This is a genomic window from Streptomyces sp. NBC_00536, assembly GCF_036346295.1.
Taxonomy (GTDB): domain Bacteria; phylum Actinomycetota; class Actinomycetes; order Streptomycetales; family Streptomycetaceae; genus Streptomyces.
The window spans coordinates 2,194,676-2,207,739 of record NZ_CP107819.1 but is presented as its reverse complement, the minus strand read 5'-3'; the positions used below and the strand labels follow the sequence as shown (position 1 = coordinate 2,207,739).

The 13,064-nt window shown below is 71.9% G+C and carries 10 protein-coding genes; 5 read left to right on the top strand and 5 right to left on the bottom strand.

The genetic code is table 11. The annotated features are described in order from the left end of the window. Positions 1–18: 18 nt before the first annotated feature. Complete coding sequence (locus OHS33_RS09545) at positions 19–1,344, bottom strand: DUF2252 domain-containing protein (protein WP_330329946.1); 1,326 nt, start codon at positions 1,342–1,344, stop codon at positions 19–21. Between the two features lie 171 nt (positions 1,345–1,515). On the opposite strand from OHS33_RS09545, the gene dnaE reads away from it, so the two are divergent. Further along, positions 1,516–5,061, top strand: coding sequence for a DNA polymerase III subunit alpha (dnaE, locus tag OHS33_RS09540; protein WP_330329945.1), 3,546 nt, complete (start codon positions 1,516–1,518; stop codon positions 5,059–5,061). Positions 5,062–5,150: 89 nt separating this feature from the next. Here dnaE and OHS33_RS09535 read toward each other — a convergent pair whose 3' ends face one another. Next, positions 5,151–5,324, bottom strand: a complete 174-nt coding sequence (locus OHS33_RS09535; RefSeq protein WP_330329944.1) for a hypothetical protein — start codon at positions 5,322–5,324, stop codon at positions 5,151–5,153. Positions 5,325–5,565: 241 nt separating this feature from the next. On the opposite strand from OHS33_RS09535, the gene OHS33_RS09530 reads away from it, so the two are divergent. From OHS33_RS09530 to OHS33_RS09515, 4 genes are all read left to right on the top strand, one after another. Further along, positions 5,566–6,882 carry an NYN domain-containing protein gene (locus OHS33_RS09530; RefSeq protein WP_330329943.1) on the top strand — a complete coding sequence of 439 codons (1,317 nt, stop codon included), beginning with the start codon at positions 5,566–5,568 and terminating at the stop codon, positions 6,880–6,882. 87 nt (positions 6,883–6,969) lie between these two features. Continuing rightward, positions 6,970–8,004, top strand: coding sequence for an ABC transporter ATP-binding protein (locus tag OHS33_RS09525; RefSeq protein ID WP_443065275.1), 1,035 nt, complete (start codon positions 6,970–6,972; stop codon positions 8,002–8,004). After that, positions 8,001–8,822, top strand: a complete 822-nt coding sequence (locus tag OHS33_RS09520) for an ABC transporter permease (RefSeq protein ID WP_443065274.1) — start codon at positions 8,001–8,003, stop codon at positions 8,820–8,822. The genes OHS33_RS09525 and OHS33_RS09520 overlap by 4 nt, the downstream gene beginning before the upstream one ends. Positions 8,823–8,856: 34 nt before the next feature. Continuing rightward, the gene (locus tag OHS33_RS09515) at positions 8,857–9,522 is read left to right on the top strand and encodes a hypothetical protein (protein ID WP_443065273.1); all 666 of its coding nucleotides are present in this window, start codon (positions 8,857–8,859) and stop codon (positions 9,520–9,522) included. Between the two features lie 501 nt (positions 9,523–10,023). Here OHS33_RS09515 and ybaK read toward each other — a convergent pair. The 3 genes from ybaK to OHS33_RS09500 all read right to left on the bottom strand — a co-directional run bounded on the left by ybaK (position 10,024) and on the right by OHS33_RS09500 (position 12,973). Next, on the bottom strand, positions 10,024–10,527 hold the full coding sequence (gene ybaK / locus OHS33_RS09510) for a Cys-tRNA(Pro) deacylase (RefSeq protein WP_330329940.1): 504 nt from the start codon (positions 10,525–10,527) through the stop codon (positions 10,024–10,026). A gap of 14 nt (positions 10,528–10,541) precedes the next feature. After that, a complete protein-coding gene (locus tag OHS33_RS09505) occupies positions 10,542–11,279 on the bottom strand; it encodes an LON peptidase substrate-binding domain-containing protein (protein ID WP_330329939.1) in 738 nt (245 codons plus the stop codon). 95 nt (positions 11,280–11,374) lie between these two features. Further along, on the bottom strand, positions 11,375–12,973 hold the full coding sequence (locus tag OHS33_RS09500) for an oxidoreductase (protein ID WP_330329938.1): 1,599 nt from the start codon (positions 12,971–12,973) through the stop codon (positions 11,375–11,377). Between the last annotated feature and the right edge of the window lie 91 nt (positions 12,974–13,064).

Genomic DNA, 13,064 nt, shown 5'->3' with positions numbered 1-13,064 from the left:
GGCCACATAAGCGGATTTTTACGGCGTGATCCGGCCATTGCGGAACAGATCCACGAAGATCTGGTGATCGGCCCGCGCCCGCGCCCCGTAGGCGTGCGCGAAATCGACCAGCAGCGGGGCGAAACCCTCCTCGTCGGCCGCGATCGCCGCGTCGATGGCCCGCTCGGTGGAGAACGGCACCAGCGACTGCCCGCTCTCGGCCGCGTCGGCCGCCGCGTGCATGGTCGCCGTCGCCCGCCCCAGGTCGGCGACCACGGCCGTGATCCGCTCCGGGTCGTCTATGTCCGACCAGTCCAGGTCCACCGCGTACGGCGAGACCTCCGCGACCAGCTGCCCGGCCCCGTCCAGCTCGGTCCAGCCCAGCCACGGATCCGCGTGCGCCTGGAGCGCCCGCTGGGAGATCACCGTGCGGTGGCCCTCGTGCAGGAAGTAGTCCCGCACCGACCGGTCGGTCACGTGCCGGGACACGGCCGGGGTCTGCGCCTGCTTGAGGTAGATCACGACGTCGTTCTCCAGGGCGTCGCTGTGGCCCTCCAGCAGGATGTTGTAGGAGGGCAGCCCCGCCGACCCGATGCCCACGCCCCGGCGGCCGACCACGTCCTTGACCCGGTAGGAGTCCGGACGGACCAGGGACTCCTCCGGCAGGGTCTCCAGATAGCCGTCGAAGGCGGCCAGCACCTTGTACCGGGTCGCCGCGTCCAGCTCGATCGCCCCGTCACCCTCGGTGAAGCGGCGCTCGAAGTCCCGGATCTCGGTCATCGAGTCCAGCAGCGAGAACCGGGTCCGCGCACGGGCGGCGCGCAGCGCCCCCAGCAGCGGGCCGTCGGCCGTGTCCAGGGTGAAGGAGGGCACCTCGTCGTTCTTGGCGCCGGTGGCCAGGGCGTGGATCCGCTCCCGGTAGGCGTCGGCGTACGTCCGCACCAGGCCGCTGATCTGCTCGTCGCTGAGCGCCTTGGTGTAGCCGATCAGGGCGACGGAGGCGGCGAAGCGCTTGAGGTCCCAGGTGAAGGGGCCGACGTAGGCCTCGTCGAAGTCGTTGACGTTGAAGACCAGCCGGCCGTTGGAGTCCATGTAGGTGCCGAAGTTCTCGGCGTGCAGATCGCCGTGGATCCAGACCCGGCCGGTCTGCTCGTCCAGGAACGGGCCACCGTGCCGCTCCCGCTCCAGGTCGGCGTAGAACAGGCAGGCCGTGCCCCGGTAGAAGGCGAAGGCGGAGGCCGCCATCTTGCGGAACTTGACCTGGAAGGCGGCGGGGTCGGCGCTGATCAGCTCGCCGAAGGCGATGTCGAACACATCGAGTATCTGCTCGGCGCGCTGCTCGTCGGTCGTCTCGGGAACCGCCATGGCGGGTGCCTCCAGGTGGCGCGGTGGTTCGGCGTTTTGATCAAGAGGGGCCGGACGGATGCCCTCGGCCCTGCAACGGACGAAGGTACCCGTCGGTGCCCGGGAACTGTCACTCGGGAGACGTAGGATTCATAGCTGCCGCCCCTCTCGCCCCGCCCGGAGGCCCCCACCGTGACCAAAACGCCGTTCACGCACCTGCACGTCCACACCCAGTACTCGCTGCTGGACGGTGCCGCGCGGCTGAAGGACATGTTCAACGCGTGCAACGAGATGGGCATGACGCACATCGCGATGTCCGACCACGGCAACCTGCACGGCGCCTATGACTTCTTCCACACGGCGAAGAAGGCGGGGGTCACGCCGATCATCGGGATCGAGGCCTACGTCGCCCCCGAGTCCCGGCGCAACAAGCGCAGGATCCAGTGGGGGCAGCCGCACCAGAAGCGCGACGACGTCTCCGGTTCCGGTGGCTACACGCACAAGACGATCTGGGCGGCGAACGCCACCGGACTGCACAACCTCTTCCGGCTGTCCTCCGACGCGTATGCCGAGGGCTGGCTCACCAAGTGGCCGCGCATGGACAAGGAGACCATCAGCCAGTGGTCCGAGGGGCTCATCGCCTCCACCGGCTGCCCCTCCGGCGAGCTCCAGACCCGGCTGCGCCTCGGCCAGTTCGACGAGGCCCTCAAGGCCGCCTCCGAATACCAGGACATCTTCGGCAAGGACCGCTACTTCCTTGAGCTGATGGACCACGGCATCGAGATCGAGCGCCGGGTCCGCGACGGGCTGCTGGAGGTCGGCAAGAAGCTCGGCATCCCGCCGCTGGTGACGAACGACTCGCACTACACCTACGCGCACGAGGCCGGCGCCCACGACGCGCTGCTCTGCATCCAGACCGGCAAGAACCTCTCGGACCCGGACCGCTTCCGCTTCGACGGCACCGGCTACTACCTGAAGTCCACGGACGAGATGTATGCCGTCGACTCCTCGGACGCCTGGCAGGAGGGCTGCCGCAACACCCTCCTGGTGGCCGAGCAGGTCGACACCACCGGCATGTTCGAGGCCAAGAACCTCATGCCGAAGTTCGAGATCCCCGAAGCGGGCTACACCGAGATCACCTGGTTCAAGGAGGAGGTCCGGCGCGGCATGAACCGCCGCTACCCGGGCGGTGTCCCCGACGACCGGCAGAAGCAGGCCGACTACGAGCTGGACGTCATCATCCAGATGGGGTTCCCGGGCTACTTCCTGGTCGTCGCCGACTTCATCATGTGGGCGAAGAAGAACGGCATCGCGGTGGGCCCCGGCCGCGGCTCCGCCGCCGGTTCGATCGTCGCCTACGCCATGGGCATCACGGACCTCGACCCGATCACCCACGGCCTGATCTTCGAGCGCTTCCTCAACCCCGAGCGCGTCTCCATGCCCGATGTCGACATCGACTTCGACGAGCGCAGGCGCGTCGAGGTGATCCGGTACGTGACCGAGAAGTACGGCGACGACAAGGTCGCCATGATCGGTACGTACGGAAAGATCAAGGCGAAGAACGCGATCAAGGACTCGGCCCGGGTCCTCGGGTACCCCTACGCCATGGGCGACCGGCTCACCAAGGCGATGCCCGCCGACGTCCTCGGCAAGGGCATCGACCTCAACGGCATCACCGACCCCTCGCACCCGCGCTACGGCGAGGCCGGCGAGATCCGGGCGATGTACGAGAACGAGCCGGACGTGAAGAAGGTCATCGACACCGCCAGGGGTGTGGAGGGACTCGTCCGCCAGATGGGCGTGCACGCGGCCGGCGTGATCATGTCCAGCGAGCCCATCGTCGACCACGCCCCGATCTGGGTACGGCACACGGACGGCGTCACCATCACGCAGTGGGACTACCCGCAGTGCGAGTCGCTCGGCCTGATCAAGATGGACTTCCTGGGCCTGCGCAACCTCACGATCATGGACGACGCCGTCAAGATGGTGAAGGCCAACAAGGGGATCGACCTCGATCTCCTCGGCCTGCCGCTCGACGATCCCAAGACGTACGAACTGCTCTGCCGCGGTGACACCCTCGGCGTCTTCCAGTTCGACGGCGGGCCCATGCGCTCCCTGCTGCGCCTGATGAAGCCCGACAACTTCGAAGACATCTCCGCCGTGTCCGCCCTGTACCGGCCGGGCCCGATGGGCATGAACTCCCACACGAACTACGCCCTGCGCAAGAACCTCCAGCAGGAGATCACCCCGATCCACCCGGAGCTGGAAGAGCCCCTCCGGGAGATCCTCGGCGTCACCTACGGCCTCATCGTCTACCAGGAGCAGGTCCAGAAGGCCGCCCAGATCATCGCCGGGTACTCGCTCGGCGAGGCCGACATCCTGCGCCGCGTGATGGGCAAGAAGAAGCCCGAGGAGCTGGCGAAGAACTTCGTCATCTTCGAGGGGGGAGCCAAGAAGAAGGGCTTCAGCGACGCGGCGATCAAGGCGCTGTGGGACGTCCTGGTGCCCTTCGCCGGATACGCATTCAACAAGGCCCACTCGGCCGCGTACGGTCTGGTCTCCTACTGGACCGCCTACCTCAAGGCGAACTTCCCGGCCGAGTACATGGCGGGCCTGCTCACCTCGGTCAAGGACGACAAGGACAAGTCCGCGATCTACCTGAACGAGTGCCGGCGCATGGGCATCAAGGTGCTCCCGCCGAACGTGAACGAGTCCGAGCCGAACTTCGCCGCCCAGGGCGACGACGTGATCCTCTTCGGGCTCACCGCCATCCGCAACGTCGGCACCAACGTCGTCGACTCGATCATCAAGACCAGGAAGGCCAAGGGGAAGTACTCGACCTTCCCGGACTTCCTCGACAAGGTCGAGGCCGTCGTCTGCAACAAGCGGACCGTCGAATCCCTGATCAAGGCCGGGGCCTTCGACGAGATGGGCCACACCCGCAAGGGCCTGGTCGCCCACCACGAACCGATGATCGACAACGTGGTGGCGGTCAAGCGCAAGGAGGCCGAGGGGCAGTTCGACCTCTTCGGCGGCATGGGCGACGAGGACGCGAGCGACGAGCCCGGCTTCGGCCTCGACGTCGAGTTCTCCGACGTGGAGTGGGAGAAGTCCTACCTGCTCGCCCAGGAGCGCGAGATGCTCGGCCTGTACGTCTCCGACCACCCGCTCTTCGGCCTGGAACACGTGCTGTCCGACAAGACGGACGCGGGCATCTCCCAGCTCACCGGCGGCGAGCACGGTGACGGCGCGGTCGTCACCATCGGCGGCATCATCTCCGGCCTCCAGCGCAAGATGACCAAGCAGGGCAACGCCTGGGCCATCGCCACCGTCGAGGACCTCGCCGGTTCCATCGAGTGCATGTTCTTCCCGGCGACCTACCAGCTCGTCTCGACCCAGCTGGTCGAGGACACCGTCGTCTTCGTCAAGGGCCGCCTCGACAAGCGCGAGGACGTCCCCCGCCTGGTCGCCATGGAGATGATGGTCCCCGACCTCTCCTCCGCCGGAACCAACGCACCCGTCGTCCTGACCATCCCGACCGTCAAGGTGACCCCTCCGATGGTCACCCGTCTCGGCGAGATCCTCCGCCACCACCAGGGCAACAGCGAGGTCCGGATCAAGCTCCAGGGGCCGCGCACCACCACCGTGCTGCGCCTCGACAAGCACCGGGTCAAGCCCGACCCGGCCCTCTTCGGCGACCTGAAGGTCCTCCTCGGACCGTCCTGCCTGGCCGGATAGCGCCCCCGGCGCAGGTCGCGTTACGTGAGGAAAGGGCGCGCCCGGGAGGAGTCCCGGACGCGCCCTTTCACATGCCGCACACGGAGGCGTCAGTTGTGGCCGAAGCGCTTCTCGCGGCCCTTGCGCGCCATGTCGGCGGGGGTCGCCTGCTGCATTCGCTGCTCGGCCTGATCCGTGGGCGACGAACTCTTGGCCTGATCGGCTCCACGTTCCGGAGCCGAGGACTTCGACTGGTCGCGGTTCTGCTTCTTGTTCTTGGCCATGGTGGAACCTCCGTGAGGGTCTAGGGGCCAGGACCGCCTTCACCCTCACATACCGCCGGAACCACCGCATTTTGGATCATTACTGCGCGTAGTCGGCACCCCACCGCCGCACGCCGTGAGATCCGCCACGCCGATGATCGAGTTCCGGCCGTCAACCTCCTTGCGTTCGGGCAGACTCGGGGAAAACCCAGACCGTCCCCCCGCTCGTCCGGGCGGGACCCCCAGGGAAGAGGGTGGAAGCGTGGACCGCTGCGTCGTCCTGGTGGACGCCGGCTATCTGCTGGGCGCTGCCGCGAGTCTTCTCGCAGGGGAGCCCTCGCGCTCCCGCATCACCGTCGACCATGCCGCCCTCATCCAGGGCCTGCGCGAGCGGGCCGAGGCCGACACCGAGCAGCCCCTGCTGCGGATCTACTGGTTCGACGGCGCGCCCGACCGGGTGCCGCAGCCCGAACACCGGCGGCTGCGCGTCATGCCCCGGGTCACCGTCCGCCTCGGCGCCCTGACCCGCAGCGACGGCCGCTGGGCGCAGAAGGGCGTCGACGCCGCCATGCACGCGGAGCTGACCGAACTCGCCCGCAACCGGGCCTGCTCGGACGTCGTCCTCGTCACCGGCGACGGAGACCTCCTCCCCGGCCTGATGTCCGCCAAGGAACACGGCGTCGCCGTCCACCTGTGGGCCGTCCAGGCCGCCGACGGGGACTACAACCAGTCCGAGGACCTCGTCGCCGAAGCCGACGAACGCCGCGTCCTCGACCGGGTCTGGATCACCCGGGCCGTCCGCGCCCGCGACCTCGCCGGACTGTGCGCCCCGCCGCCCGCCCCGCGCCCCGAGATCGCCGCCATCCTCTCCGCCCCGCTGCCCGAAGCGGCCCTCGCCGAAGCCACCCGCAACGGCTCCGCCCCGGGCGCCCAGGCCCGCGGCGAGGAGCGGGAGGCCCCCCGCGCCGACCAGACGGGGGCGACCCAGCCGGTGGCCCCCGGCCGGGCCGTGCCCACGCCCAAGGACCTCGCCGTCCTGCGCGCACCCGTCCAGAGCACCGGCCCCGCCCACGGCCCGGGCGCCCAGCAGGTCTCACCCGGCGCCCAGGCCCCCAGCGCCCTGCGCTGGTCCTCCGACAAGGGCTGGATCGACCGGGCCGGACCGCTCGGCGAACCCGCCGAGACCGCCTCGCTGCCCACCCTCGCCCAGCTCACCAGCGCCGAGCAGCGCTGGGCCGACCGGGAGGAGGACATCACCACCGTCGGCGGCGACCCCTTCGAGGTCGGCCAGGTCTTCGCCCGCCGCTGGATGGAACGGCTCCCCGAAACCGTCCACCTGCACAAGCTGTCCACCATGTACCCGCGCATCCCGCACCGCATCGACGGCGAGCTGCTGCGCTACGCCGCCCGCTTCGGCCTGCTCGCGCACAAGGACGACCAGATCGACGAACACGACCGCTACGCCATCCGGGCCGGGTTCTGGCGGGAGATCGACGTCCGCGCCGCCGCCGAGCAGGCCACCGCCACCGCCCCGGCCGCCACCCCGAGCGCCGCGGCGCTCTCCCCGGGCGGCGAGTGAGATCCACCGGACACCCCCTGGGCGCGTGGCGCGGCCGCCGCGCCCCGGGGGCGGCGGCCGCGCGGGAACCCCGTAGGCTGCTGCCTCGTGAATACGGGCACAGCACAGGCAGGACGGACACGTTCCGCGGCAGCAGGACCGGGGGATGTCGTCTGCGCCGTGCGTGACCTGGTCAAGACGTACGCGGCCGTCCGCGGCGGGCGCGGGGCCCCGGCCCTGCCCGCCACCCGCGCGAACGACGGCATCAGCCTGGACGTCCGCCGCGGTGAGATCTTCGGGCTGCTCGGACCCAACGGCGCGGGCAAGTCCACCCTCGTACGCCAGCTCACCGGACTGCTGCGGCCCGACTCCGGCTGCGTCACCCTGCTCGGCCACGACCTCGTCCGGCACCCCGAACGGGCCTCCCGGCTGCTGGCCTACCTGGGCCAGGAATCCACCGCCCTCGACGAGCTGACCGTCTCCTTGGCCGCCGAGACCACCGGACGGCTGCGCGGGCTCGGCCTGCGCGAGGCGCGGGCCGCGCGGGACGCCGTACTCGACGAACTCGGTCTGACCGCGATCGCCGCCCGGCCCCTGAAGAAGCTCTCCGGCGGCCAGCGGCGCCTCGCCTGCTTCGCCGCCGCCCTGGTGGGGGAGCGGCCCGTGCTCGTCCTCGACGAACCCACCACCGGCATGGACCCGGTCGCCCGGCGGGCCGTCTGGAGCGCCGTCGACCGGCGGCGCGCCGAACACGGCGCGACGGTCCTCCTGGTCACCCACAACGTCATCGAGGCGGAAACGGTCCTGGACCGGGTCGCCGTCATCGACCAGGGCCGGGTCATCGCCTGCGACACCCCGGCCGGACTCAAGGCCGAGGTCTCCGACGAGGTCCGGCTCGACCTGGTGTGGCGCGAGAGCGCCCCGCTGCACGTCCCCGAGGTCGCGGCGCTGCGCGCGCACGCCGAGGAATCCGGGCGGCGCTGGACCCTGCGCCTGGGCGCCGACGCGGCACGGGCGGCGGTGGCCGCCGTCACCGGCGGGCCCGCCTTCGCCGCGCTCGACGACTTCACCCTGGCCACGCCCAGCCTGGAAGACGTCTACCTCGCCCTGGGCGGCCGTACGAAGGGCCTGGTGAAATCGTGACCACCGCCGCCGCGGACATCCCCGCGAGCACCACCGTCTGCGCGGAGGGCGCCGCGCCCGGGCCGCTGGCCCCCCGGGCCCGGTTCTTCCCGTCCCTGGCCGCCGTGTACAAGGCACAGCTCTCCCGGGCCCGGGTCTCCCGGATCCCGCTGCTGTTCGTCGCGACCTTCCAGTCCGTCGGCATCATGATCCTCATGCGGGGCGTGGTCGACGGCGGCGGCGGCTCCGAGGCGCGCGCCGTCGTCGCCGGATCGTCGGTCCTCGTCGTCGCCTTCGTCGCGCTGAACCTGCTGGCCCAGTACTTCGGCCAGCTGCGCGCCGGCGGCGGGCTCGACCACTACGCCACCCTGCCCGTGCCGCCCGCCTCCGTGGTGCTGGGCGCGGCGGCCGCGTACGCCTCCTTCACCCTGCCCGGGACACTGGTCACCGCCGTCTTCGGGTGCGTGCTGTTCGGGCTGCCGATGAGCGGGCTGTGGATCCTGGTCGCCGTGGTGCCGCTGGCCGGGGCCGCGCTGGCCGGGCTCGGCGCCGCGCTGGGCCTGCTCGCCCCCCGGCAGGAGCTGGCCACGCTGGCCGGGCAGCTCGGCATGTCCGCGGCCCTGCTGCTGGGCGTGCTGCCGCCCGAGCGGATGCCCGACGTCATCGTGTGGGCGCGGGACCTGCTGCCGTCGACCTACGGCGTGGAGGCCTTCGCCCGTACGTTCGCCCCGCACCCGGACTGGGCCGCCGTCGCCGGTGACCTCGCCGTGTGCGCGGCGGTCGGCGTGCTCTCGCTGACCGTCGCGACCAAGGCCTACCGCCGGGCGGCGGTCCGCTGACGCCGGTCCGGCATCCACCTGGCACGATGTGGGGGTGACCGAAGCCGTGACCCCGCCGCCGTCCCGAGAGCCCGTCGAGCCGCCTGTGCTCGACGAGCGCGTGCTCGACCAGCCCGCAGCCACCGGTGCCCCGGCGGTGACCGCCGCCGAGATCCGTGACGGCGCCGCCGTCGCCCTCCTGGTGGGGGTGGCCGGAGTGCTGCTCGGGCTGCTGTGGGTGTGGCTCTCGCCCCGGCTCCAGTACGTGTCCAACGGGCAGGCGGTCTTCCTCAAGGACACCGAGAGCGAGGCGCGGATCGGGTCCGACGGCACGTTCCTGCTGCTGTCCGCGGGACTGGGTGCGCTGAGTGCGGCCGCGACGTTCCTGTGGCGGCGCGCGGGGGGCGTACCGCTGGTCATCGGGCTGGCCCTCGGATCCGTCTTCGCCGCGCTGGTCGGCTGGCGGCTCGGGCTGTGGCTCGGGCCCTCCAGCGATCTGGTCGCGCGGGCGAAGGCGGCGGGTGAGGGCGTCCCCTTCGACGCGCCGCTGCAGCTCCTCGCCTACGGCGTGCTGCTGGTGTGGCCGATGGCCGCGGTGGCCGTGCACTTGGCCCTGACGGCCCTGTTCACGCCCCGGGATCCGGCCCCCGTCGCGCCCTGGGCCGCCGCCTACCCCCCGCCCCACGTCCACGCCGACCCCACCCCTGACCCCCGCCCCTGACCCCACCGGCGGCCCGGGCTGTGCGCTGACGCCCGTGCCTGTGCCCGCGGGTGCGTGCGCCCTCCGGGGGCGCCTCAAACGCCGGCGAGGCTGGATGTGTCCGCCCTGCTGGGCTGGCTGTGCTCGCCTGGCGGAGCCGGGTGTGTGCCGACACGTGTGTTTGTGCCCGCGGGTGGGTGTGCCCTCCGGGGGCGCCTCAATCGCCGGCGGGGCTGGGTGTGTCCGCCCTGCTGGGCTGGCTGTGCTCGCCTGGCTGGGCTGGGGTGTGCCCGCCTGGCGGGGCTTGCATTGGCCCAGCCTGAGCGGGCACACCAGGCCCTCCCGGCGGGCAGTCGGGTCGCCGCCGAGGGGGGCAAACCCAGCCTCGCCGGCGTTTGAGGCGCCCCCGGAGGGCGGACGGGGCCGCGGGCGGCAGTGCGCCGGGCGGGACACCCAACTCTCGCTGCCGAGGGGTGGCGAACCTAGCCTCGCCGGCGTTTGAGGCGCCCCCGGAGGGGGTGGTTACGGGCGGGCGATGGGGGCGAGGGTGGCTGCGGTCAGGGTGGCCAGGGCGGTCGGGGGGAGCTCGACCTCCAGGCCGCGGCGGCCCGCCGAGACGCAGATCGTGGCGTGCGCCGAAGCCGACGCGTCCAGGACCGTGCGGAGCCGTTTGCGCTGGCCGAGGGGGGAGATCCCGCCAAGGACGTAGCCCGTGGTGCGCTCCGCCAGCGCCGGATCCGCCATCGCGGCCCGCTTGCCGCCGACGGCCGTCGCCAGGGCCTTGAGGTCGAGGCTTCCGGCCACCGGGACCACGGCCACCGTCAGCTGCCCGTCCACCTCCGCGACCAGCGTCTTGAAGACCCGGTCCGGGGAGACCCCCAGCGCCTGCGCGGCCTCCTCGCCGTACGACGGGTGCGCGGGGTCGTGCTCGTAGGCGTGCGTACGGAACTCCACGCCCGCGGCGGTCAGTGCCACTACCGCCGGGGTGCCCGAGGACTGCGCGGACTGTTTCGTCTTCTTCGCCATGCGCCTGCCTGCCCTCAGTTCAGGTTCGTGGGCGTGCGGGTCAGGTCGATCATCGGCAGGGAGGGGAGATGGCGGATGACGGCCGTCTCCGAGCGCAGCAGGGTCAGTTCCTCGGCCAGCCGCGTCGCCGTGTCGGGGGCCTGGAGCAGCCGCTGCTTGGACGGGATGTCCAGTACGGCGGCCGCCGCCACCAGGTACGACACCACCGAGGGGTCGTCTGGCAGCTCGGCCCCGGTCAGGGACCGCTCCCGGGCCCCGGCGAGCCGCTTCTGGTACGAGCGGAACGCCCGCAGCACCCCTTCGGCGAGCGCGCCCGCGCTGTCGCCCGCGTCCTCGGGGAGTTCCTCCAGCTCGGCCACCAGGAAGGGGCCGCTCGCGTCCACGGACAGCAGCCGGACCCGGGTGGTCCCGGTGGCCAGCACCTCGAAGCTGCCGTCCTCGCGTTCGCGGATCGTGGCCGCGTCCGCGACGCAGCCCACGCGGTGGAAGGCCTGGATCGGGTCGGTGCCGAAGCCCGCGGCCGGGCCGCGTTCGGGCAGGGCCGTCTGGTCGGGCAGGCCGGGCGCGGTGGGCGCCACCTCACGGCCGTCGCGGATCGCCACGACGGCGAAGCGGCGCGGTTCCTCCTCGCCCGTCTTCAGCAGGTCGCGCATCATGGCGCGATAACGCTCCTCGAAGATGTTCAGCGGGAGGACGAGTCCCGGGAACAGCACCGTGTTGAGGGGGAAGAGGGGCAGGCGAACGGTGGTCACGAGGCTCAGGGTAGTGGCCGGGCGGCCACCCCCGTCACCCTGTCCGCCCACCGCGTAGCACCGGAATCCGCCAGGCGGGATCCGGAAGAGACGACCTAGCCCCGCCGCAGCAGCCGGGACGCCCCCGTCGCCACCGTGGTCGCCAGTACCCACCCCAGCAGTACCAGCGCGGACGCTCCCCACTGCCAGCCGCCCTTGAGCAGCCACTGCCCCTGCTGGCCGAGGTCGATCACCGGCAGCAGCAGGTCCAGGGCGTACAGCGCGGCGCTCCACTGCGGGTGCTCGTCCGCCTTGATCGGCTGCGGATCGTGCAGCGAGAACAGCACCGTTCCCGCCGCCCACAGCACCGCCATCCACAGCGCGGCCCGCCCCGGCCGGTACCCGTAGGCCATCGTCCAGTCCTGCAGGTGCCCCCACGCCTTCGCCGCCGGCGGCAGCGTCGCCCGGCGCCTGCGCATCTTCGCGAGCAGCACCTCCCGCGCGTCCGCGTCCTCCCCGCTGGCCCGCAGGACGGCCGCGAGGCGCTCGTACGGCTCCGGGGAGTACTCGGCGCAGGACGCCTCCGCCCACGCCAGGCGGCGGGCGAGCGGGAAGTGGCCGCGGGGCGCGAGGTTCTCGTAGACGAACCCCTCCATCGACACCGCGCCCGGCGCCGCGGGCCAGCTGGTGGACTGGTCGACCAGCTTGACCACCTTCGCCCCGGACACCACCACCCGCCCGCGCTCCGGCTGCTCGCCCACGAAGCGCAGCTCGGGGGTCTGGATCCGGCGCAGCGATATCTCCTGGTCCTCCGTGAGGTGGAAGCGCGCGCCGAAGAAGTCCACCGCGTCCCCGAAGCGCCCGTCGTCCAGCCGCAGCCCGCCCCGGCACTCGAAGCGCCGGGCGCGGCCGCCGCGGGTGGGGGTCTGCCCCCAGCCGTAGGGCGGCGTCGCGCCGGGGTCGCCGCTCCCGGTCGTCAGGGCGATCGAGGTCAGGTAGAGGGTGCGCTCGACGGTGAGGGTGGGTGCGTTCAGCGCGAGCCGCCCGTACGGGTTGCTGAGCCGGGCCCCGCGCAGGCTCATCGACACCCCGATCTTGGCCCCGCGCAGGCTGACCTCCCCGTAGGTCTCCAGGAGGTCGGCCTGGAAGTCCTGGGCCACCGACATGCCGTCGGCGGCGATCGCCCGCCCCCGGTTGTCCCGCTGCACGACCAGCTCGCTGATCAGCAGGTCGGTGCCGATCTGCGCGTCGGTCAGCCGGATCCCGCGGGCCACCCGGCAGCGCAGCAGGTGCAGGTCACCGGCGGTGTGCAGGCGGGCCGCGTCGAGCCGGGGCACCGCGCAGTTGACCACGCGCAGGGTGCCCAGCCGGGTCTCGGACAGCTGGACCTCGCTGTCGAAGCGGCAGGACTGGAGCTCGACGTACGGGTCCACCGTGCCGCCGGACAGGTCGAGCCGCCCGGTGATCCGCGCGCCCCGCAGTTTCAGCGAGGACACCCGGCCCGGCACCGGCGGCGGCCCGTGGAGCAGCAGCAGTGCCACCACCCGCGCCCGGACGCTGCGCGCGGGCCCCCAGGTGTGGTCGCCGTGCGGATCGTCCTCGTCGGCGGTCCGCGTGCTCAGGTCGCACACGTTGCCGGTGCGGAAAGCGCTCCACATCCGGCGTTCGGGCCCCGTCAGGTCCTCCGGCTCCTCGCCGGGACGTGGCTCGGCCATGACAACCCCCCTTCCCCTTCGTTCCCCCGTCATCACCCGCACCAGAACGCTAGGGGACGGGGGTGACAGCCGGGGCTCGTATCAGCCAGTG

Excerpts from the sequence above, each read along its gene's own strand:
- OHS33_RS09500 (WP_330329938.1), bottom strand. The coding sequence starts at position 12,973 with ATGGCCGAGCCACGTCCCGGCGAGGAGCCGGAGGACCTGACGGGGCCC.
- OHS33_RS09535 (WP_330329944.1), bottom strand. The coding sequence starts at position 5,324 with ATGGCCAAGAACAAGAAGCAGAACCGCGACCAGTCGAAGTCCTCGGCT.
- ybaK (WP_330329940.1), bottom strand. The coding sequence starts at position 10,527 with ATGGCGAAGAAGACGAAACAGTCCGCGCAGTCCTCGGGCACCCCGGCG.
- OHS33_RS09545 (WP_330329946.1), bottom strand. The coding sequence starts at position 1,344 with ATGGCGGTTCCCGAGACGACCGACGAGCAGCGCGCCGAGCAGATACTC.